This window comes from Streptomyces sp. AF1A (assembly GCF_047340315.1).
In the GTDB taxonomy this organism is placed as follows: Bacteria; Actinomycetota; Actinomycetes; order Streptomycetales; family Streptomycetaceae; genus Streptomyces.
Genome location: NZ_JBLEBI010000005.1, coordinates 1 through 21,219, shown reverse-complemented (window position 1 = coordinate 21,219; position 21,219 = coordinate 1). Strand labels below are relative to the sequence as shown.

General features: G+C 69.8%; 18 protein-coding genes. 8 read left to right on the top strand and 10 right to left on the bottom strand.

The window, feature by feature from the left end; genetic code table 11:
- Nucleotides 1–38 precede the first annotated feature (38 nt).
- The 4 genes from ACLU3S_RS02880 to ACLU3S_RS02865 all read left to right on the top strand — a co-directional run bounded on the left by ACLU3S_RS02880 (nt 39) and on the right by ACLU3S_RS02865 (nt 3,623).
- Nucleotides 39–1,097, top strand: coding sequence for a nitrous oxide reductase family maturation protein NosD (locus ACLU3S_RS02880; protein ID WP_413950096.1), 1,059 nt, complete (start codon nt 39–41; stop codon nt 1,095–1,097).
- A gap of 277 nt (nt 1,098–1,374) precedes the next feature.
- The gene (locus ACLU3S_RS02875; protein WP_413950095.1) at nt 1,375–1,806 is read left to right on the top strand and encodes a hypothetical protein; all 432 of its coding nucleotides are present in this window, start codon (nt 1,375–1,377) and stop codon (nt 1,804–1,806) included.
- A 217-nt stretch (nt 1,807–2,023) separates the two neighbouring features.
- Nucleotides 2,024–2,590, top strand: coding sequence for a dihydrofolate reductase family protein (locus ACLU3S_RS02870; protein ID WP_413950094.1), 567 nt, complete (start codon nt 2,024–2,026; stop codon nt 2,588–2,590).
- A gap of 97 nt (nt 2,591–2,687) precedes the next feature.
- On the top strand, nt 2,688–3,623 hold the full coding sequence (locus ACLU3S_RS02865; RefSeq protein WP_413950093.1) for an ADP-ribosylglycohydrolase family protein: 936 nt from the start codon (nt 2,688–2,690) through the stop codon (nt 3,621–3,623).
- A gap of 80 nt (nt 3,624–3,703) precedes the next feature.
- On the opposite strand, the gene ACLU3S_RS02860 is transcribed toward ACLU3S_RS02865, so the two are convergent.
- On the bottom strand, nt 3,704–4,405 hold the full coding sequence (locus tag ACLU3S_RS02860) for an SMI1/KNR4 family protein (protein ID WP_413950092.1): 702 nt from the start codon (nt 4,403–4,405) through the stop codon (nt 3,704–3,706).
- 263 nt (nt 4,406–4,668) lie between these two features.
- Between ACLU3S_RS02860 and ACLU3S_RS02855 the strand changes: the two genes are divergently transcribed.
- The gene (locus ACLU3S_RS02855; RefSeq protein ID WP_413950091.1) at nt 4,669–5,292 is read left to right on the top strand and encodes a hypothetical protein; all 624 of its coding nucleotides are present in this window, start codon (nt 4,669–4,671) and stop codon (nt 5,290–5,292) included.
- Between the two features lie 150 nt (nt 5,293–5,442).
- Here ACLU3S_RS02855 and ACLU3S_RS02850 read toward each other — a convergent pair whose 3' ends face one another.
- From ACLU3S_RS02850 to ACLU3S_RS02830, 5 genes are all read right to left on the bottom strand, one after another.
- Nucleotides 5,443–7,095, bottom strand: coding sequence for a trypsin-like serine peptidase (locus ACLU3S_RS02850; RefSeq protein ID WP_413950090.1), 1,653 nt, complete (start codon nt 7,093–7,095; stop codon nt 5,443–5,445).
- A gap of 515 nt (nt 7,096–7,610) precedes the next feature.
- Nucleotides 7,611–8,471, bottom strand: a complete 861-nt coding sequence (locus tag ACLU3S_RS02845) for a hypothetical protein (protein WP_413950089.1) — start codon at nt 8,469–8,471, stop codon at nt 7,611–7,613.
- Between the two features lie 249 nt (nt 8,472–8,720).
- Nucleotides 8,721–9,608 (bottom strand): SDR family oxidoreductase, encoded by an 888-nt coding sequence (locus tag ACLU3S_RS02840; protein WP_413950088.1) that lies wholly within the window; start codon nt 9,606–9,608, stop codon nt 8,721–8,723.
- 363 nt (nt 9,609–9,971) lie between these two features.
- Nucleotides 9,972–10,886, bottom strand: a complete 915-nt coding sequence (locus ACLU3S_RS02835; protein WP_413950087.1) for a DNA-3-methyladenine glycosylase family protein — start codon at nt 10,884–10,886, stop codon at nt 9,972–9,974.
- Between the two features lie 218 nt (nt 10,887–11,104).
- On the bottom strand, nt 11,105–12,271 hold the full coding sequence (locus ACLU3S_RS02830) for an MFS transporter (RefSeq protein WP_413950086.1): 1,167 nt from the start codon (nt 12,269–12,271) through the stop codon (nt 11,105–11,107).
- A gap of 1,168 nt (nt 12,272–13,439) precedes the next feature.
- Between ACLU3S_RS02830 and ACLU3S_RS02825 the strand changes: the two genes are divergently transcribed.
- From ACLU3S_RS02825 to ACLU3S_RS02815, 3 genes are read left to right on the top strand one after another with little or no spacing between them, the layout of a single operon-like run.
- Entirely contained in the window at nt 13,440–14,357 is a 918-nt protein-coding gene (locus ACLU3S_RS02825; RefSeq protein WP_413950169.1) for an NADP-dependent oxidoreductase, read from the top strand.
- 46 nt (nt 14,358–14,403) lie between these two features.
- On the top strand, nt 14,404–14,853 hold the full coding sequence (locus tag ACLU3S_RS02820; RefSeq protein ID WP_413950085.1) for a GNAT family N-acetyltransferase: 450 nt from the start codon (nt 14,404–14,406) through the stop codon (nt 14,851–14,853).
- Between the two features lie 39 nt (nt 14,854–14,892).
- Entirely contained in the window at nt 14,893–15,393 is a 501-nt protein-coding gene (locus ACLU3S_RS02815; protein ID WP_413950084.1) for a GNAT family N-acetyltransferase, read from the top strand.
- Nucleotides 15,394–15,465: 72 nt separating this feature from the next.
- Here ACLU3S_RS02815 and ACLU3S_RS02810 read toward each other — a convergent pair whose 3' ends face one another.
- The 4 genes from ACLU3S_RS02810 to ACLU3S_RS02795 form a co-directional block, all read right to left on the bottom strand.
- On the bottom strand, nt 15,466–16,446 hold the full coding sequence (locus ACLU3S_RS02810; RefSeq protein ID WP_413950083.1) for a pirin family protein: 981 nt from the start codon (nt 16,444–16,446) through the stop codon (nt 15,466–15,468).
- Nucleotides 16,447–16,576: 130 nt separating this feature from the next.
- On the bottom strand, nt 16,577–17,185 hold the full coding sequence (wrbA, locus tag ACLU3S_RS02805; protein ID WP_413950168.1) for an NAD(P)H:quinone oxidoreductase: 609 nt from the start codon (nt 17,183–17,185) through the stop codon (nt 16,577–16,579).
- Between the two features lie 452 nt (nt 17,186–17,637).
- Nucleotides 17,638–20,205 carry an FtsX-like permease family protein gene (locus ACLU3S_RS02800; RefSeq protein ID WP_413950082.1) on the bottom strand — a complete coding sequence of 856 codons (2,568 nt, stop codon included), beginning with the start codon at nt 20,203–20,205 and terminating at the stop codon, nt 17,638–17,640.
- Nucleotides 20,199–20,918, bottom strand: a complete 720-nt coding sequence (locus ACLU3S_RS02795) for an ABC transporter ATP-binding protein (protein ID WP_413950167.1) — start codon at nt 20,916–20,918, stop codon at nt 20,199–20,201. The genes ACLU3S_RS02800 and ACLU3S_RS02795 overlap by 7 nt, the downstream gene beginning before the upstream one ends.
- Between the last annotated feature and the right edge of the window lie 301 nt (nt 20,919–21,219).

The following is a 21,219-nucleotide window of genomic DNA, read 5'->3' as shown; positions in this document are numbered from 1 at the left end:
CGGAAGCCGGAATGCTGTGTGATCATAATGTGGAGAATATGATGAAACGTCACATCGTCTTTTTCCTGGGCACCGTAGGGTTCGTCGCCTCCTGCACCGCGGTCGCGGCGCCGGACACGGCGCAGCGGACGCACCTTGTGCACCCGGGGGAGTCGATTCAGAAGGCGGTGGACGCTGCCAAGGCGGGCGACACCGTGCAGGTGCTGCCCGGCACGTACCACGAGAGCGTCAAGGTGACGACGCCCGGCCTGACCCTGAAAGGCTCGGGCACGGCCACCGTCATCGAGCCGGCGGCGAAGGCCGTGGACGACTGCGGCAAACGCGGCAACGGCGTCTGCGTGTCCGGCACCAAGACCAAACGGCTCAAGGGCGTCACCATCTCCGACCTGAAGGTGAGCGGCTTCTCCAACACCGGGGTGATCTCCGTATCCACCGACGACCTGACCGTGCGCGGTGTGACCGCGGAGAAGAACGCCGTGTGGGGAATGGCCGAAGAGCGCTCCGAGCACAGTACGTACCAGGCGAACACCGCCCGGAACAACGGGGACGCGGGCATCTTCCTGGCCAACACCATCACCGCCGAAGCGGGTGCCGTCGACACCAAGGGCACACTGATCACCGGGAACCGCCTGGAGAGCAACAGGATCGGTGTCACCGTCCGCCGGCTGCGCAACCTGACCGTCACCGGCAACAACGTCACCGGGAACTGCGCGGGCGTCTTCGTCGTCGGTGACGAGAACAAGCCCAAGGCCGGCGCGCTGACCGTGCGCGGCAACCACGTCGTGAAGAACAACAAGTACTGCGCCAAGACCGAACGGCTGCCCTTCCTGCAGGGCTCGGGCATCATCCTGACCGGTGTGGAGAAGACCGACGTCACCGGCAACGAGGTGACCGGCAACTCCGGCACGTCCCCGATGTCGGGCGGCATCCTGCTCTTCAAGAGCTTCGTCGGAGCAACCAGCGACAACAACCGCGTCAGGGACAACTCGCTGCGGGACAACTCCCCCGCCGACCTGGCCAACCAGGAGAGCGCCACGAGCGGCAACACCTTCGCCCGCAACCTCTGCCGGGCGTCCAAGCCCGCCGGGCTCTGCTGAGGCCTGAGAAGCCGTGTGGAAGAAATGTCCTGGGAGCGCTGGCCAGGCTTCTCGGCGGTGAGGTCGTTGAGGACGAGGATGGTGTGGGCGCGTGGCCGGCGGACCATCTGGAAGGCGGCTCGGCGTGCCATGTGCCGCAGGTACGGTTGTGCGGTCGTCCGGGACGATCCACACGATCGGCCTGCTCCGGGGGCCGGCCCGCGTTGCGAGCTGGTGGGCCATGGCCGCTGACCGCAGGTCATTGCGGAGTGCCCGCGCTCAGTGCTAGCCCAGGGGCATGACTGTCCTGGAAACCGGTGTGCGTGCGGGCATCCTCGCGGGTGTGGTCAGCGGCGTGCCGTCGACGCTGCACGCCTTGGCCACGCGGCGCGATCCGCTGGCGGCCACCCGCGCGGCCGGATCGCTTCTGCTGCCGGACGAAGCCCGCTCGACGCGACTGGTCGCTGCGGCCATCCCCGTCCACTTCGGGCTCAGTGTCGGGTGGGGCGTGATGCTCGCGACGGTGCTGCCGCGACGGGCCACCATCGCGTGGGGCGCGCTCGCCGGACTCACGATCGCCGCGCTCGACCTCAGTGTGCCGGGCCGGCGCACGGCCCGGACTCGCACACTGCCACGGTGGCCGCAGGTGGCGGACCATCTCGCCTACGGGGTGGTTGCCGCTGCGGTTGTCGCCACCGCCCACAGCGAGGAACGCGGAGTTTTTGACTAGGGGCAGCGGTGTACGGCCTTCCGGCGCGACGCCGGATGTGGCATGTCACTGCTGCCCGTGGCCCGTTCGCGTCTTCGGCCGCTCGTTGCGCGAGTGGCGTGACCGCCGCAAAGCACGCATCCGGCAGCGGGCGATCATCGGGCCCTGCGTCGATGAGGGCGCACGTCGGACACACCTGACGCTCCCGTAGTGCCGAATCCGTTGCCGAGGAGGACTTTTGACGCGCAGGGTGACCTATTCCATGGGCGTCTCGCTTGACGGCTGCATCGTCGGGCCGGACGGTGGCTTCGACTGGACGCCGCCCGACGAGGAGATCTTTCGCTTCGCCACCGACGAAGTGCGCGAGGTCGGCGTGCACCTTCTGGGACGACGGCTGTACGAGACGATGCTGTACTGGGAGAGTGCCGACCAGAATCCGTCGCTCGGTTTCTCGACGCTCGAGTTCGCCGCGCTCTGGAAGGCGCTGCCGAAGGTCGTGTTCTCCACCACATTGTCGGCAGTACAGGGCAATGCTCGCCTGGCTCGCGGAGGTCTGGCGGAGGAGATCGCGCGGTTGCGAGCCGAGCCGGGTGAGGGTGACATCGCGATCGGGGGCGCGGCTCTGGCCGCCGAGGCGGCTGCGTTGGGGCTGATCGAGGAGTACCGGGCGAGAATCCATCCGGTGCTGGTGGGCGGTGGCATCCCGTTCTTCCCGCGGCGCGAGCACCGCGTGGACCTCGAACTCGTCGAGACCCGCACCTTCAACTCGAAAGTGGTCTACCTCCGCTATCAAGTGGTGCGTTAGCACTCCAGCCGCGGAATGATCCTGCCCCTGGGGCTCGTTGCCACGCCGGCCGATATTGAGTCGCGGGAGGGCCGCAGGCCGGTCAGCATGGCACCCAATGACTTCCGACTACGAGACCTCCGTGTTCGGGCCCTTCGGCCGACTTGCCGCAGCTTACGATTCCTTGAACGGCCTTGCCGTCGGCGATGCCTTCGGCGCCCAGTTCTTCGTCCCGGGCAATCTCCCTGGTCTGCGGGTCCGCCAGTTGCCTCCGGCGCCATGGCCATGGACCGACGACACGGAGATGGCCTGCTCCCTCCTTCACGTGCTCACCCGCGCAGAGGCACTGGACCAGGACGAACTCGCGCACGCCTTCGCCCGGCACCACGACTTCGACCGGGGCTACGGTCCCTCGATGAACCGCCTTCTCCGTCTCGTCCGACAGGGCGAGCCATGGCGTGAACTCGCCGCCGGGCTCTTCGATGGTCAGGGCTCCTGGGGCAACGGCGCCGCGATGCGGGTGGCTCCCCTCGGCGTGTGGTTCGCCGGCGACCTCGCCCGTGCCGCTCAGCAGGCCGCCCGGTCGGCAGAAGTGACCCACACTCACCCCGAGGCCGCTGCGGGAGCCATCGCGGTCGCGGTGGCGGCCGCAGCGGCCGCCAGGGGCCGTACGGCGTCGGTGACCGGTGCGCAACTGCTGCGCACGGTCGCGGAGTTCACGCCGGTGAGCAAGGTTCGGTCCGGGGTGCTGGAGGCACAGGTCCTGCTTGGCCAGCCTTACGTCGAACTCGCGGCGCATCGGCTTGGGAACGGCCGTCAGGTCAGCGCGTGGGACACTGTCCCGTTTTCCCTGTGGTGCGCGGCCCGCCACCTGAACGACTACGAGGAAGCGCTGTGGGCGTGCTCCTCTGCGGGCGGTGACGTCGACACCACCTGCGCCATCGTCGGTGGCATCGTCGCCGCACGGGTCGGCACTGCGGGCATCCCACAGGCGTGGCGGACATCGGCGGAGTCACTCCCGCCGTGGGTCTCCTCACGCGTGACTGAATCGTAGGGTGGCGCGCAGTTTCGCACCTGCTCTCCGCTCGGTACCCGTGCGCATGATGCGGACATCGGGGCCCGCCGACCTGAGAGCTACTGCGGGCCAGGACCGTCGTCCCGGGGTCCCAGAACTTCCCTCTCGCGTCGCTCGAGCCATTCGAGATACCACGTGCGGAAGGTGTGGCGGTCTCCGCGCACATCGACGAACGGTATGTAGGGCGGATTGATCCCAACGTTCCGGTCGCGGAGTTCTCCACGGTGCGGGCCGACGACGATGAGCCAACTGGTCATCCCGCATCCGTTGTCGCTGATGAGGATCGCGCCCCGATCACGCTGCTCGTGCCAGACCCGGTCTGCGGCGTCGCCGAAGACTTTGCGGTAGTCGTCGAGGTAGTCGTCGTCCTCGTCACGGGTGGTCGGCTCGTACCCCGCAGCGCGAAGGGTTGCCCGCTGTTGGTCGGCCCATTCTTCCGTCTCCACGAAGGGCTCGCTCGGGTCCAGCGCAATGGGATCGCCGTCTTCCCAGACCCAGCCCCATGTCCCGTCGACCCGGCGCAACGATGTCAGCTCGAATTCGGGTCCGGGTCCGCCCGCGCCGACCTCTGCCAAGAAGGTGCGGTACTCCTTGGGGAGTTCGACTCCGTACTGGGCCTCGACCTCAGCGATCTCTGCGGCAGTCAGGACCGGCTCGAAGAGGGGGTGCTGAGGAGGCCCCCAGCCGCGTGTCCGATACCGGGCATCCATCATCGCGATGACACGTTCCCGGACCCCCGACCAGCCTGTCTGTGTGTCCATGTCTCCCCCTGGTCTCCTCCGGTCAACGGCGTGCACGGACGTTACTGCATGCCACCGACAACGAAGGTTCGCCTCGACGGCGCCGGAGTGCGGCTGTCGTGCGCACCGGTTCGGGAACGGTGCCGGCCACGGGGTGCGTGAGCGCCGGTGTCCCACGGGCATGCCGGACCAGGGGTGAGTCGCGGTTGCCACTGCTGCCGGTCCGCTGCCCGGCGTGCCAGGGGACGCCCCGGTTGTCCGTGCCGCCTGACATGGTTGTGAGCATGTTGGACGGACTTCATGACATCGACTGGGCGTCGATGGAGCACGCGTACGGCTCGGCCGAGGAGGTGCCGGCGCTGTTGTGGGCGCTGCGCTCTCCGGAGGCGGACGAACGCCGCAAGGCTCTTGACCGTTTCTACAGCGCGGTCCATCACCAGGGCAGCGTGTACCCGCCCACGGCAGCCAGCCTGCCCTTCTTGTTCGAACTGGCCGTCGACGGCGCCACGCCGGACCGGGCTGCCGTCGTCGCGCTCCTGGTCAGCATCGGCCAGGAATCCCTCGACCGGGATTTCGAGGAGGACGGCACCGAGACCGAGTACTACCCCCCGACGGGCTGTGCGCAGGCCGTCGCCTTCCTGCGTGAGCGGGGCGCGCAGTTCGCCGAACTCGCCCGCGACCCCGACCCGGACGTACGCCTGGCCGCGATCGGCGGGCTCGGGCTCTTCCTCGACGACGCCGACCGAGCTGCAGAGGTACTGCGCGCGCGCCTGGCCGCCGAGCGCGGCATCGCCGCACGGCTGCGGATCGTGGAAGCAGCCGCCACCCTGGCACTGCGTCTGCCGGCCGCCTCGCACCAGGTGACGGAATGGCTCGCCGGACTCGCCGCGGGCGGCGGAGAGCGGTGACATCCGGCGGCCACGACAGCGCAGTGCGGGCAGGCCCCGCGAGCATGGTCGCCGCGACCGCCTCCCGGGCAGGCTCACCGGCCCAGGAGGCGTCCTTGCCGTCAGCCTGGCCAGGCTGGCGATCGGCTCGGCTCCCTGCTCTGGCAACCCTTATTTCGGGGCGACGAGCATGTGTTCGGTGCCGAAGGTGGCACCGGTGTGTGTGTACATGGTGGTCTCGCCGTCGGACCAGCGGACGACGAGGTCGTCGGGCCAGCCGTTGGAGTCGTAGCTGCCCGCTGTCATCACCGAGTCGTGGGACCAGATGCTGCCGGCCGGGGCCATGCGGACCTCCTTGCCGACGCCGTTGGGGCCGGTCTCCTGGAACTGGGAGACCCTTCCGTCGGACCAGCGCACCAGGGCGTCCCAGTTGCTGCCGCCGGTGAAGTCGCCCGCGGTCACCAAGGTGGCGTCCTTCCAGGCGCTCTTCGGCTTCGCCAGCTGGTGTTCGGTGCCGAAACCCTTGTCGCCGACGGCGGTGTAGTCGGTGACCTCGCCGTCGCTCCAGCGCACCAGCAGGTCGCTGACGTACTTCGCGGTTCCGAAGCTGCCGCCGGTGATCTGGTCGGCGTGGCTCCAGACGGATCCGGCGTCGGCCAGTTCGATCCCGCCGCGCATACCCCTGGTGCCGACGTCCGGGAGGAGCCTGACCTCGCCGGAGTTGAACACCACCAGCAGGTCCGAGCCGTTGCCGCCGGAGAAGTCCCCACCCGTCATGGACTTGACGCCCTGCCAGACGCTGTGAGGTGCGGCCAGTCGGCGCTCGCCGGTGAAGCCGCCGTTGCCGTCGCCGGTGTAGAGGGTGACCTCGCCGTCGGTCCAGACCACGATCAGGTCGCCCTTGCCGTCGCCGGTGTACTCGCCCGAGGCCAGCAGCTTGGCATGGGACCAGGTCTCACCGCCGCCCATGGAGTACGGCAGCGGCGGCTGGTCGTAGGTGGTGCCGTGGGACACGTGCTGATTGTTCTTCGCCTCGTCGTACAGGCGGAAGAACCAGTCGCCGTGCATGGGGCTGTACGTGAGCCAGTCGACATTGTCGTCGTTGCCGCCGCCGTTGTAGCCGCCGACGTTGCCGATGATCTCGCCGGTGCCCTTCTTCCAGTCCACCCGGGAGAACCAGGGACCGCCGGAGACACCGCCCCACATGCCGCGGCACTTGGCCTGGATCTGATAGAAGCCGGGGAGCGCCTCCGTCTGCGTGGGGCACCGCACGGGATGGTCCTCGGGGTCGTGACTGGAGGGGTAGCCCAGCATCGTGACCTTGTTCAGGTAACCCGGCGTGCGCACCAGCGTGTTCGCGCCCACGACGTCCTGCGCCCGCTTGCCGCTTTTCGAGGGCTCGAGCCGGCCGAAGGAGAAGTCCAGGTCGGAGAGGGGCTTCTTGCTGTTGTGCACGTACCGGTTGTCGGTGAACCATGCGGAGATCCGGTAGAACCCGAACGTCTGCTTGTCCAGCGTGTACTCGGCGGCGTACATGGGGACGAAGACGGCCTTGCCCCCGTCACAGTGCCCGGCGGTCAGGATCAGGTTGTGCCCGGGGCTCTCCACCACGCTGGCGGTGCACTTGTGCGCGTGCATCCGCTGGGTGGTCGGGTCCGTGTCGTAGGTGAAGATCGTCCCGACGGACGGAAGGCCGAGGATGTGCTCCGCAGTCGGCATGTCGGCCGCCACGCCGGGATCGGCAGGAGCCGCCCGCCGCAACCGGGCCTTGGCGCTCGGGGCCGCCTGCCGCGTGGGCTGTGTCGGGTCGGTGGCCGAGGCCATGCGTTCAGGCGTCCAGAACCGGATGGCGTCCGCGTCCGTCCAGTCGTCGTCGCCGGTCTCGGTCCCCGTGGGTCCACCCGCGCTCGGCGAGGGGGAGGCCGAGGAGCCCCCGGTGCCGGTCGAGAGGCCGGGAGAGGCCGAGGGCGACGCTTCACCGGACGGTCCGGCCGACGTTCCAGCGGACGGTGCGGTGGACGGCCCCGTCGCCGAGGTCAGGTGTGGGGCCGGCGTTGCGTCCTGAACCGTGGTCTGCGCCTGGGCGGGGCCTCCCCCTCCCGTCAGGAAGAGGGCAGTTCCAGCCGCGAGGACCACGAGGCGCGATATTCGTCTGTGTGAGATACGCAAAACATGCTTTCTGAGTCATGGGCGAACCCCCTCCGGACAGGCAGCGGCCGGAGGAAACGAAGGAACAGATGAAGGAAGAGCGAGGAAGGCGGGGAGCCTCGGCTCGGCGCACGCCCACCGGTGTCCGCTCCAGCCGGCCGGCGAACCGTCCGCTGCTGCCGGTTCCGCCGCTAAGCGGAACGCGCAGCCCTCCGTGAACGGCGGCGTCGTACCGTGAACACGCCTCCGGAGGCGAGGACCAGTGCTGCGGCCGCGACGCCACCGGTGACCGCCCAGGACGGGCCGTCGCTGTCCGCGACGGGCCGGCCGGCGATCGTCACGTGCTGCTTCGTGGTGTGCTGCCCATGGTGGCTGACCACGGTCACGGTGTAGCGGCCGCCGGAAACGTCGCCTCGCAGTCGAGCGTGGCCCGCGTAGACCGTGCCGTCGTCGTCGCATTTGCAGCCCGGGTTGTCCGGGCTGTTGGTCCTGATGGTCAACGGTCCCTTGAAGATGGGCGACGTGACGGTCAGCGAGTTCTCCCCCGGTGCGGCGCGCAGGTCGGTGAGGACCACCCGGACGTCACTGCCCGGCCGGAGGGAGGCCGGTGTGCCGCTGCCGGGCACCGCGTTCCGGGGGCTGATGACGAACCGGTCGATCTGCGCCGAGTTCTCGGCCGCGACCTTGAGCGTGGCCGTCGCGACGACACGGCCGTGGCTGGTCGCGGTGACCGGATAGGCGCCCGAGCGCAGACCCGCACGGATGCGGTGCTCCGAGCCCTCCGCGTCGACCTGCGCCGACTGCCTCGACCCCTTCTTCAGGGGAGTCAGGATGATCGGCTCCTGCAGGGCCGGGGAGGTGACCTCGACCTTGTCCCATCCTGGTGGCATCCCGTCGAGGCTGAACCAGATGGCGTCACCCGCCTCCGGGACGAAGTTCTGGGCCACGTGGTACTCCAGGCGGACGGCCGGAGGCGGGCTCGCGCTCTCGGCGGCCGAAGCCCCCGCCGCCCCTCCCAGCGTGGGCATCACGGCAAGACCGGCGACGCTCATGACCCGAACTGCACTGCGGAACAAGGACTCCCCCTTGGTCGGAGATGGCCGGGCCGGTTCGACCGCATCCATCAGTCGACCAGGAAGAGGGCAGAAGTGGGCAGTTGGTTGCCGACGACCAGGCCCTTTGTCGGCGACACGCATCCTTCGATCTGAGAGTGGCCGACTGCCGAGCCACGAACTGCCATGGGCTTCGGAGTAGTTCATGGCCCGGCCCAGGGGTAGGAGACCGGCGGTACCCCGAGGATGTCAGCCCAGGGCGGGGTAGTCGCCGGCGGCGAGGTCGTCGATCAGGCTGGGGTGCGTGGGCTCCCAGCCGAACCGTTCCCGGGTCAGCGCACTCGACGACGGCATGTCGAGGGCGAACAGGGGACCGACGATGCCGAAGTGCTCGGCCGGTACCGACTCGACCGGAACAGCGAGAGCGTCCCCGATGGCCTCGGCCAGCGACCTCATGGTGTCGCCCTCGTCGGCCACCGCGTGCAGGACCGTGCCCGGTGCGGCGTTTTCGAGTGCGATGCGGAACAGCGGGGCGGCGTCGAGGCGGTTGACCGCCGGCCATCGCTGTGTGCCGTCGCCGACGTACGCCGACACGCCCGCTTTTTGCGCGTCGGCGATGAGGACCGAGCAGAAGCCGTACGTCGTCGCACGCTGGTGCACGGAGCGCGGCAGCCGCACGACACAGGACCGGACGCCCTGGTCGGCCAGGGCCAGCACCGTCTGCGACGTGCGGCCGCGGCCACCGACCAGGCCGTCGGTGGTGTCGGGGTCGTCCTCGGTGGAGGTGTGGCCCGGCATCATCGGCGTGAGGCCGGCGTGTACGAACGGTCTGCCGCTGCCGGCGAGTGCGGTGGCGAGGGTCTGGACGGCGCGCGCCTCCTCGGCGATGCCCTGCTCCAGGTCGTTCCAGTCGTTGCGATAGGCCAGGTTGATGACGCCGTCGGCCTGTGCGGCGCCTTCGCGAAGGCTGTCGAGATTTGTGAGGTCACCGCGCAGAGGGGTCCCGCCGGCGGCGGAGAGGGCCGTGGCCGCGGAATCGGAGCGGACGAGGCCGAGGACCTCGTGACCGGCGGCGATGAGTTCGGGAACGACCACTGAGCCGATGCTGCCGCTGGCGCCGGTGACGAACACGCGCATGGGAGGCTCCAGATGACTGCTGCGAGGCTGTGTCGCAGGATGAGAACTGGCGGTCCGGGCCGTTCTGGCGCCGCCCGCCGCTGGAACATCGCCGACGAGGCGATCGCGTCTTTTCAGCCCTGACCCCACTTTATCCTTGCAAATATGCCGAGCTGGGAACCGGACACGCGCGAGAGCCTCGTGGGGTTGCGTTTCAGTCGTCGTGCGGGCAGGGGCGCCGCGCGCCGATCGTGGCGGTGATCGCGGACCGCGCCGGTGGGGCCAAGAGCACCGCCGCCGGCATGTCCCCGACCAGCGAGATGTGCGCGTCGCGGGTCTGGGGCAGACAGCGGCGATCCGGGATCTCTTCGGGCCGCCGGACGTTCAGTACAGGGGCCGGGCGCGCGGTGCCCGGGGCGCGTGGCGGGGGGCCGAGCGGGGGGTGAGTTCGATCAGGCGGAGGGCGCGGTAGCGGTGCGGGCGGAAGGGCTCGTAGAACGCCTCGACCTCGCTGTCGTCCAAGGGACGGCCGAGCAGAGCGGCGCCCGTCATCCGGCCGAGGTGGTAGTCCCCGAGGGGGAGAGCGTCGGCGTCGCCCAGGGCGCGGTGGCCGACCTGGGCGGCGGTCCACGGTCCGATGCCCGGTAGCTTGGCCAGAAGCTCGTAGGCACGCCCGGGAACCCCCGCCGCCTGGTCTATGCGAGCCGCGTGGCGGGCGGCCTGGATCACGGTGCGGGAGCGCTGCAAGTCGACGCCGGCCTGGCGCCACTCCCAACTGGGGACCGCCGCCCATGCCTGTGGGGTCGGTGGCACACGCATGCCCTGAGGGACGGGGCCGGGCGGATCGGTGCCGTGCGCCCGTACGAGACGGGTGAAGGCGGCGCGGGCGTCCAGACCGACGACGCGCTGCTCGATGATCGCCGGTACCAGCGCTTCGAACAGCCGCCCGGTGCACGGCACCCGCAGGCCGGGCATCCGGCGCAGCGCACGCTGGAGAAAGGGGTGGTCGGGCCGGAACAGCTCGGGGTGATCCCCGGCGCCGAGTTCGGTGGGGATGGTCTCCACCAGCTCGCGGGCCCCGGGACCCCAGGCGTCGATGGTCAGGTCGTCGAGCCGCTGTTGCCGGATGCGATAGCTGACCGGCCCCGTGGAGGTGAGCGCGGTGCGCCAGAGGGCCCGGTCGGGCGTGACGCGGTGGGTGGGATCGTGGCGTCCGCGGCGCAGGGCAGCCAGCGTCCGCCGTGCCTCGACGGGGAAGCCCGGCTGCCAGTGGAGCGACTCGTCCGGTGGTTGGAGCATCTGGCTGCCTTCAGGAGGACCGAAATCCTTGTCGACGCACACGTGAATCATGATCGGGACCTCGCTGGTCGAGGCGGGTCAGGCCGTGGGGAATCGGCTTTGGGAGGTCGAGACTCCCGTTCGACCGGCATCCGAGGCGGACATGGCGGGGCGACACCTTGAGTATGCGCGTACGGGACGGCACGTCGGCCATGCTCGGGCGGCGAGGCTCGTGGTGATCACTCACCGAGCCGGCTGTTCCCGGTCGGGTCGATGTGCGGGTTGCGGGCCGCGAGGACAGTGATCACCGTGGCAACGAGCGCGAGTGTCCCGTACCCAAGGGCGATCTGCGGGAGCGAGAAGGTGTTGGAGAGCTGCCCGGAGATGAAGCTGAGGATGGCGGCGCCAACGTAACAGAGCAGATAGATTGCGCTGAAGATCGGTGCCCGGTCGGCGAGGGCGCTGCCGTACAGCAGGCCGCGGGTGGCGGCACTGATGGCGATGCCTTGACCGGCGCCTGCCACGATGGTTGCGGCGACGAACAAGGCGAGGGCGCCCACGTCGACCGCTGCGATGATGCCGATCCATCCGGCCAGAAAGATGAGCATGCCAGTGCGTTGGGCTGCCGCGGATGTGAACCGGCCGCCGAGGGGAGCGCCGAGAACGCTGGGGGCCATATAGGCGGCGAACACCAGTCCGAGGATGAGCGAGCTGTGGGTGTGGAGCTGATCTTCGACGAGCGCCGGCATGAAGGCCTGGAAGAAAGCCCCGGTGGTCCAGGTGGCCACGAACACCGCCGCCGCGACGGGAAGCAGATGTCTGACCCGGGCCGGTACGCGGACCCGGGGCACCAGTGATCGCCACGCGCCGGGCGTCGGGTGCGCGGTCTCCGGGCTGATGACGATGAGCACGGCCGACAGCACGAGGAGAGCGGCCGCAACCAGGTAGATGAGGTGCCGTGGCCAAGGTCCGAACTGGACCAGGGCGCCAGAGGCGATCGCGCCGACGGAGAGGCCGAGCATCGGTCCTTGGCTGGACGCGACAGAGGCCAACCAGGTCGGCCTGCTGGGCGCGGCGTCGACGATGTAGGAGGTGAGGCTGCTGCTGGCCAACCCCACTGCGACGCCCATCAGCAGCCGAGCGGCCAGCAGAGTGCCGATGTCGTGCACGTTCAGCAGCAGCAGACAGCCCAGTACCAGCAGGCCGAGGCTTGCGATCGCGGCTCGTCGTCGGCCCAGGTGATTGGAGAGTTGTCCCAGCACCAACAGTGCAGCGATGGTTCCCACGGAGTTGGCGACGACGGCCAGCGCGATGTCGGCGTTGGTGAACCCATCCTCAGCCCGATAGGTGTTGAACAGCGGAATCGGCGTGACCAACGCGGCGAACGAGGCCACCAGGGAGACCACCGCAGCTGAGAATGCCAACCGGAGCGTTCTGCTCCCGCGAGCCAGGTTGATCGCTGGTGCCACGTCGTGCATCGAGCCCTGCCTTTCACTGCTGTGTCGTCGTCCGTCTCTCCTTTGTGTCGATCCGCGGCGCCGTCTTACCAGCCATGTCGTGATCCCGCCCCCTCCTCGTCGCTCTCCCGACGCGGCCGGCTGCGCCTGCACGAGTTGCTGCTGCCTGAGAGCACTCCCGTTTGGTACACCGGCGGGCCCGGACCGGTGCTGGTGGCGCCGGCTCTCCGGCGCTCGGCCTGCAGGGCCACTCGTACCGATCGGTAGCAGGGACCGTCCCGGGCTTGGGCGAGTGTCCGCGCAGGTGGACGCGGGTCGGGCACACAGTGCGGGCCGTCTCGCCGGGGGTGGGACGAGGAGCCGAGGGCTGACGAGGACCGACAACGACCCAGGCTTCTGGCACCGGAGCGCCTATCCTGGGGATGCAACGGATACAGCCTCTACGGAGATCTCTCGCGAGAAGAGCGCGAGGGCAGACCTCATCCGGGGAATCAGGCGAACCCGGAAGTGCGCCGTCCCTCGAACGTCTCTCCAGGCTTCACCGCCGACGACATCGCCATCGGCCCCTGTGATCCACGAGACGACGTAGGTGGCACGGTAGGTGGGCGGCCGGAAAGACCACAACCGCCCCTGATCGTCGACTCCTCACTCTTCGGACGACAGGCTCCCGTTCTCGACGTAGGTGGTGCGCCCGTCGTGAGTGAACACCTGTGTTGCCCGGGCGGAGCAGGCGAACGGTTCTCGCGTCTCCGCTTCCGCCTTGTCGGCCGCATTCGCCATCCCGAAATGGACCCTATCGTCCTGTTCGGTGACCTCCAAGTGGCGGCGCGCCCATCGGGACCGCGAGGTGGAGCGCGCGGCGGCGAGCAGCGTCGCACAAGGCGGATGAGGGTCAGGGAAACCCGATCCGCCACGGAACTTTCCGAACAGGTGCGGAGTGGAACCTGCGCCGCGCGCAGATGTAACAGGGTCGTGGCCGGGCAAGGCTGCCGCGGCGATCAAACCCGCCGCCCTGGTCTGCAGGCGGCTTGGCTCCGTACTAATGTGGACTCGAAGGTCCAGTTATGATCGGACCTTGCATGGCGCGCAGGCGAAGACCGGATGCAGGAGGTGCCGAATGAGGGCGATTGTGGTGTCGGACCAGGCCGCGGGAACGGCCGGGATGAGGCTGGAGGAGCGTCCGGAGCCGGAGGCCGGCGGGAACGACGTTCTCGTCGAGGTTCACGCGTCGGGCTTCACTCCCGGTGAGCTGACGTGGCCAGGGACCTGGACGGATCGGCTCGGCCGTGACCGGACGCCGTCGATCCCGGGGCACGAGGTCGCAGGGGTGGTCAGCGCTCTTGGCTACGGCACAAGGGGCCTGTCGGTGGGACAGCGGGTGTTCGGGCTCGCGGAGTGGACTCGCGACGGCACCCTGGCGGAGTACGTGGCCGTCGAGGCGCGCAACCTCGCGCCGCTGCCGGGCGATGTCGACTTCACCGTGGCCGCGAGCCTGCCGATCTCGGGTCTGACCGCGTGGCAGGGGCTGTTCGTGCACGGCCGCTTCGACGTGGGGCAGAGCGTCCTCGTGCACGGCGCGGCCGGCGGCGTCGGCTCCATGGTGACGCAGCTCGCCCGCGAGGCCGGCGCCTACGTCATCGGCACCGGACGTGCTGCCGACCGGCAGAGCGCACTCGACTTCGGCGCGAGGGAATTCGTCGATCTCGACAGCGAGGCGCTGGAAGACGTCGGCGGAGTCGATCTGGTCTTCGACGTGATCGGCGGTGACATCGGCAAGCGGTCAGCAGGCCTGGTCCGAGCCGGAGGGATGCTGGTGTCGATCGCCGGCCCGCCCGAGGTGCAGCCGAAGGAAGGCCTGGCGGTCGATTTCGTCGTCGAGGCCGATCGCACGCAGCTGGGTGAGATCGTCCAGCGCGTCCGGGACGGCCGGTTGCGGACGAACATCGGCCAGGTCGCCGACCTCGACGCGGCCGTTGCCGCTTTCAACCCGACCGAGCGGGTCAAGGGAAAGACGATCATCCGCGTACGCCCGTAAGCACATGGCGTCCCCGGACCGGCAAGCAACGAAGGAACACCCCCCTGTGACCGAGCCGACCGAACAGACCCGCTACCCCATCGAGCACCCCGACGAGGCCGGACACCCCGAAGCCCGCGGTCAGGAGCAGGCCGTCCTCATCGGCGAGGTGATCGATGATCCCCACGCCCCTGCGATCGACTTTCACGTCGTCAACGACGAGAGAGCCGGTATCTACGAGGCCATCGCCGGCGACACCGAGATCGCCGGCCTTCCCTACAACGTCGCCGGCGACGACCGACTCGTGCTCATGTCGACCTCGGTGTTCCCCGAGTACCGCAGACAGGGCGTCGCCACCGAGCTGATCCGGCGCGTGCTCGACGACGTACGCACGCGAGGAATGACGGTCACCATCATGTGTCCGATCGTGCGCACCTTCATCGAGCGCAACCCCGCGTACGCGGACCTCGTCGACCCCGAGCACCCGGGGGCGACCAAAGGGTCGCACCATTCCTGAACCAGCCCGCTGGGCTCCGCTGACAGAAGGTGTTCGACAGTGACGACCAACATCGAGGCCGAGGCGGCCCTTCGTGAACAGAACAACGCGGCCCTCATCGCTGCTCTGGACGAGACCGGCCTCCGCGAGGCGGCTTGGGAGCTCGATATCGCCAACGACGCGGAGCGCGGTCGCTGGACCGCGTCCCTCGGTCCCGAAGCGATCGCGGAGCTCTCGTATCGGTTCGTCGGCGGCCGCGTCGTACTGTTGACGACCTGGGTCGACCCCGCCTACCGCCACAAGCGGGTGGCCACGGAGCTCATGGCTCGCGTACTGAACGAGATCCGCGAGAGCGGAAAGAAGATCACCATCATCTGCCCGGTGGTGGGTGAGTTCATTGCCCGCCACCCGCAATATCTCGACCTCATCGACAAGGTTCATCCGGGCTCCGGCGCCCACCCACGGCACGCACACGCAGACGGGCCGGACCACCGGCAGGCCCCCGCCGGCGGGTCGGTCGACGAGAAGCAGATCGCCGCGCTGGAGCACGACTGGATGTAGCCGCCCGTCTTTCCAACGTGCTTCGAGCCCGCCGGGGCGCTCGCACAGCGTACGCGTGGGCTTCGGATGATGTCAGTTGCCGGGGCCGTCGGAGCGGTGGGTGACCGTGTCGACCGGGACGGTGCCGAACCGGCCCTTTTGGTAGTCCTCGATGGCCTGCACCAGTTCGGCCTCGGTGTTCATGACGAAGGGGCCGTACTGGGCGAGGGGTTCGTGCAGGGGTTTGCCGCCGAGCAGGAGGATTTCGAGGTCGGGCGTGCGCGCCTGCTGTGTCGTGCCGGCGCGGAGGGTGATGGCCCCGCCACTGCCGAAGAGGGCGGCCTGTCCGGTGTGGATGGGGCGCTGCTCGGCGCCGGCGAGGCCGTGGCCGGCCAGCACGTAGGCGAGGGCGTTGAACTCCTCGGCCCACGGCAGCGTGATCTGGGCTCCGGGTCGCATGGTGGCGTGGATCAGGGTGATCGGGGTGTGCGTGGCGCCGGGGCCGCGGTGTCCGTCCAACTCGCCCGCGATGACGCGGAGCAGGGCCCCGCCGTCCGGTGAGGTGAGCAGCTGTACCCGGCTGCCGCGGATGTCCTGGTAGCGCGGGGGGATCATTTTGTCGGCCGCGGGGAGGTTCACCCAGAGCTGGATGCCGTGGACCACGCCTCCGGACATGACGAGTCGCTCGGGTGGTGTCTCGATGTGCAGGATCCCGGAGCCGGCGGTCATCCACTGGGTGTCGCCGTCCTGGATGGTTCCGCCGCCACCGGTGCTGTCCTGGTGCTCGACCGCGCCGTCGATGACGTAGGTGACGGTCTCGAAGCCGCGGTGGGGGTGCCAGGGGGTGCCCTTGGGCTCGCCCGGCGCGTACTCCACCTCGCCTATGTGGTCCATCATGATGAAGGGGTCGAGGCGGCGGTGGTCGATGCCGGCGAAGGCGCGGCGGACGAGGAAGCCGTCGCCCTCGACGCCGTTCATGGCGGTCGTGACGGACAGTACGCGCCGGTCGGTGCCGGCGATGGGGCTGCCCACCCGGGGGAGGGTGAGCCAGTTGTCCGCGTTGATCGCGGGCATGGCGGGCCTTTCGTTCGTGGCTGTGTGGTCCCGGTGGGCGGCGGGCGCCGGGTGGCGGTTGTGCCGCCGGGTGGTGGCGGGCGGCCGGGTGAGGTCGCCCGCCGGTGCGTGTGTCCCGTGTTTCGTCCGGTCAGCTGCTGCGCAGGGCCGTGAGATGCGCCGCGATCGTGGCCAGGCGTTCGCCCTGGTAGCGGGCGGCTGCGAGCGTGGGTTCCTGCGGCGCGCCGGTCGCACCGGGGTGCGCGGTGCCGTAGGGGTTGCCTCCGGCCGCGTAGACGCTGGCGTCGGTGTAGCCGGGGGAGACGATGACCGAGCCCCAGTGGTGGAAGCAGTTGTAGAGCGCCAGCAGAGTGGATTCGTTGCCGCCGTGCGTGTTGTGGGCGCTGGTGAACGCGGTGGCGGGCTTGTTCGCCATCACGGCCTGCTGCCACAGGGCGCCGGTGGTGTCAATGAACTGCTTGAGCTGGGCAGCCACGTTTCCGTACCGGGTGGGGGACCCCAGGGCGTAGGCATCGGCCCATTCCAGGTCCTCCAGGGTGGCGACGTCCGTGTCCTTGCCGGCCTCGACGTGATTGCGCCAGGCCGGATTGGCGTCGATGGCTTCGTCGGGGGCCAGTTCGGGAACCCGGCGCAGGCGGACCTCGGCCCCCGCCTTCTCGGCTCCTTCGGCCACCGCCTGGGCCAGCGCGTGCACGTTTCCCGTGGCTGAGTAGTAGATGACTGCGACCTTGACCGTCATGGTTCCCACCAAGCAATAGTTGTTTTCTGTTCAACAATTGAGAGGTTAGGGGCGGGCGGTGGACCGGCGGGAACTCGGCTCGGGACATGTCTGCCTTGGTTACGGCCACGCCATGGTGCGGGCGACGTCCTACGCGTGCGCCGCCGCGCGAGCGGCCGGACCAACGGAGTTCGTGGGGGTCGGCGCGTCGGGGCGGCGATGGACATACGAGGCCATGCTCGCCGAACTGCCTGACCACGCGGGCAGTTCGGCGGACGGTCCCCGTCAACACCTTGCCGACGGCCGCCCCGCCGGAACACCCGCCGGCGGGGCATCGCCGACACAACGCGTCGGCACCGTGAGCGCCGCCCTCGTCGGCAGGTTCAACGCCAGGCAACCGCCGCTGCGTGTCTCCGCCCGGTGACCGGGCCACCCGGTGCGATCGCCTGGGCGGCGGGTTCGGGCCTGGGTGTTCAGCCTCGGGTACGGGCCGGCCGGCGGCGCAGCGCGAGCCGCGCCGGAAGCAGCGCCCCGACCCAGGTCAGTACGGCGATCGAACCGGCGATCAGCGCATACAGGGGGAGGGGGACGGTGGGCCACCAGGAGGGTCCCGCCGCTCGTGCCACCAGTATCAGGGGGAAGGCGGAGAGCAGGGTGCCGGTGAGCAGGCCGGCGAGGACGACTGCGAGGGTCTCCCAGCGCATCATGCGCAGGATGTGGCGGCGTTGCGTGCCGGCCAGTCGTAGCAGGGCGAACTCCTGTCGTCGTTCGGTGGTGGCCATGGCCTGGGTGGTGATGACGGCCACGGCGGTATACCCGATGATCATGGCGGCCAGCAGGTAGTTGATCCAGGCGTTTGCGCGCTGCTGGTGCAGTTGAGCGTCTGTCACCATGCGGCTGTGCAGGGTTGCACCGGGGTGGCTGTGCACGACACGGGCCAGGCTGGGATCGGCTGTGGCGGTTTCGGGGCGGCTGCGCACCAGGACGGTGGTGTCCAGTGCGCTGGTGGTGTGGGGCTGTAGCAGGTCGTGCGGCAGGGTGACGTCGGCGAAGCCCATGCCTCGTTGGTAGGTGGCCGTCACGGTCGCGGTGACAGCGGTGCCGTCCCCGAGATACAGGCGCGTGTGGTCGTTGAGGTGCACTCCCAGCGAAGAGGCGGCCATGGTGCTCAGCGCGACGCTTCGGCCGCGCAGGCGGGTCATACTGCCGTCGGTGACGTCGAGATCCAGTGTTCGGGCCAGGTGCGTCGCGTCGATGCCCTGGGCGCTCAGCACGGCGGTCTCTTCCTGGCCGAGGGAATGCCCGACGAGTACCACCGTGGATCTGACCACGGGGGTTGCCGTCTGGACCTGGGGGTCGTCCCTGATCTCCTGCAGGAAGGCGGGGGAGATCCCCACAGGGGAGGCGATCACCCGGTCGGCCCGCAGTCCGGCCTTCATCTGCTGCTCGGCCTGGGCAAGGCCCGTGGTCTGCGCGAACACGACCGTGGAGGCGAAGGAGGCGGCGAGGATCAACGGTGTGACGGCCGCTGCCAGGCGGCGTGCGTTGGCCCGGGTGTTGGCGGCGGCCAGGTAGCCGCTGACGCCGGCGCGGGTGAACACCGGGGCGATGACGCGCAGCGCGGTTCGGGCGAGCGGCGGGCCGAGCACCGCCGCGGTGATCACCAGGAGCAGGGTGAGGGAGTTGGCCAGTGCCGCCAGGGTCGCGAAGTCACCGCCGCGGCGCAGCCCGATGAGGAACAGTCCTGCGGACACCGAGGCAAGAACGGCTCCGGTGATCGCGCGGCCCCGGCCGAGGCCGGCCTGGGCCACCTCGGCTTCTCCCAGGGCCTGGGTCGGTGCGATGCGGGTGGCGCGCCGGGAGGCCGCCAGGCCGGCCGCGACGGCTGACACCGTGGTCACCAGCACGGCCGCGACAGCCGGCAGCGGCCCGACGTACGGAACGAAGTCGGACGGCACGATCTGGTGCCGGGCGAACTCGCCGCGCATCCACCACATGAGCCCGACACCCAGGGGCCAGCCCAGCACGCCCGCGGGAAGTGCGCTCAGCACGGCTTCGGTCCAGATCATGCGCCGCACCTGCCCCGGCGTGGTGCCCACCGCCCGCAGCAGTGCCATGTCACGTCGGCGATGGGAGACGGACAGCGCCATCGTGGCGTAGACGATGAACGCGGACACGAGGACCGCGATACCGCCGAGGGAGGCCGACAGCGCGAGCAGCGTCGAGGAGGCGACGTTCAGATCGAGGAACTCCGCGCTGGCGCGTGCCCAGCCGGTGTACACCGCCGGCTGCCCATCGCCATGGACGGCGGCGGTGATCCGGGCCGCCAGGACGGAGGCCGCGGTGTGGGGGGACGCGAAGACGCCCAATGCCTGGACACGCGGCGGGGCAACGGCCGGCAGCTGTCCGTCGGGAAAGAACACGGACGCTTCCCGCAGGCCGCCACCGTCTTTTCGAGCCAGGAGCGCGGTGACCGTTTTCGTCTGGGCGCCGACGGCGCTTACGACGCTGACGCGGTCGCCGGGCCTGATGCGGGCGCGGCGCGCCGACGTCACATCAAGGGCCACCTCGTCGGGGCGGGCCGGCCTGAGGCCTGTGGCCAGGCGCAGGCCTCCCAGGCGGGTGCTGGACCAGTTGCGGCCCGTCGGCGCAGCACCGTTGGATCCCGTGACCTGGCCGGCTTTTCCAGCCCGTACCTGCACGGGGACGGCCTCGTCGGTGCTGACCGAGCGGACGCCCGGTATCCGGGCGATCCGGGCGGGCAGGGCCAGGTCGAGCGCGGCACGTTCGGTCAGCGTCTTTCGCTCCGAGCGCCGTTTGCCGTTCGAAGTCTGCACCGGGACAGTGACCTGCCCTGCCCCGGCGACGATCACATCGGCTGCGGCATAGCGCTGGGGCGCGGCAGCGGAGCCGGAGCGCAGCGCGGACTCCAGGAGGGTGCCGCAAGCGCTGATCACGGCGGCGCCCAGCAGGAGGGCGAGGAAGACGCCCGCGAAGCTGCCCGTGCGGTACCGCAGTGTGCGGGCGGCGAGCCTCAGCACGGTGCGGCCCGGCGCAGGTCGGCGAGCAGCCTGAGGGCGGCGTCGGGGGTGGGCGATGCAACCTGCGCGGCGATGCGGCCCTTCGCGAGGAACAGCGCGTGATCGCTTACCGCGGCTGCCACCGGATCGTGCGTGACCATGACGACGGTCTGGTGCAGGTCGTCGACGGCCTGGCGCAGCAGGGCGAGGATCTCCCGCGCCGCGTCCGCATCCAGCGCGCCGGTCGGCTCGTCAGCGAAGATCACTTCCGGGTTGGTGATCAGGGCCCGGGCGATGGCGACCCGTTGCTGCTGTCCGCCGGAGAGCTGGCTGGGCCGGTGTCTGAGGCGATCGGTCAGCCCCAGGCGCTCGGCGAGTTGGCCCAGCCGGCCTTCGTCCCTGCGGCGGCCCGCCAGCCGCAGGGGGAGGGTGATGTTCTGCTCCACGGTCAACGACGGCAGGAGATTGAACGCCTGGAATATGAAGCCGATCCGGGTGCGCCGCAGGACTGCCCGTTGGGCTTCGCGCAGCGTGGAGACGTCGGTGGCGCCGAGCAGCACCCGGCCGGACGTCGGCGTGTCCAGGCCCGCGGCGCAGTGCAGGAAGGTGCTCTTGCCCGACCCTGAGGGGCCCATCACCGCGGTGAACGTGCCCGGCGCGATCGTCGTGCTGACCCGGTCCAGCGCCGCCACGGCGCCGGCGCCCTGGCCGTACCGCTTGCTCACCTCCTGCAACGTCACTGCGTGGCCCGTGCCAGTCGCCGGGCTGGGAAGCTGTGCCCACTCCAATTGGTCTCTCCTTGATGACGGTCCCGCCGATGCGGCTCTTTTCATTGCAAAGGCTCCGGCACGCCGATGCGCCGGTCGCCCGGGTGAGTCTGCTGCTCGCCCGGCAGGAGGAGATGAGTGCTGCTGCTCCGCCGTGGGGGGGAGGAGCCACCGGCCGGGCACGGCGGCCGACGACAAGAGCCAGGCGGCCGGTGACACAAGCCAGGCGGCCGGCGTGCCGGGCCGCGGGTCTCCGACCGTCTTGTTT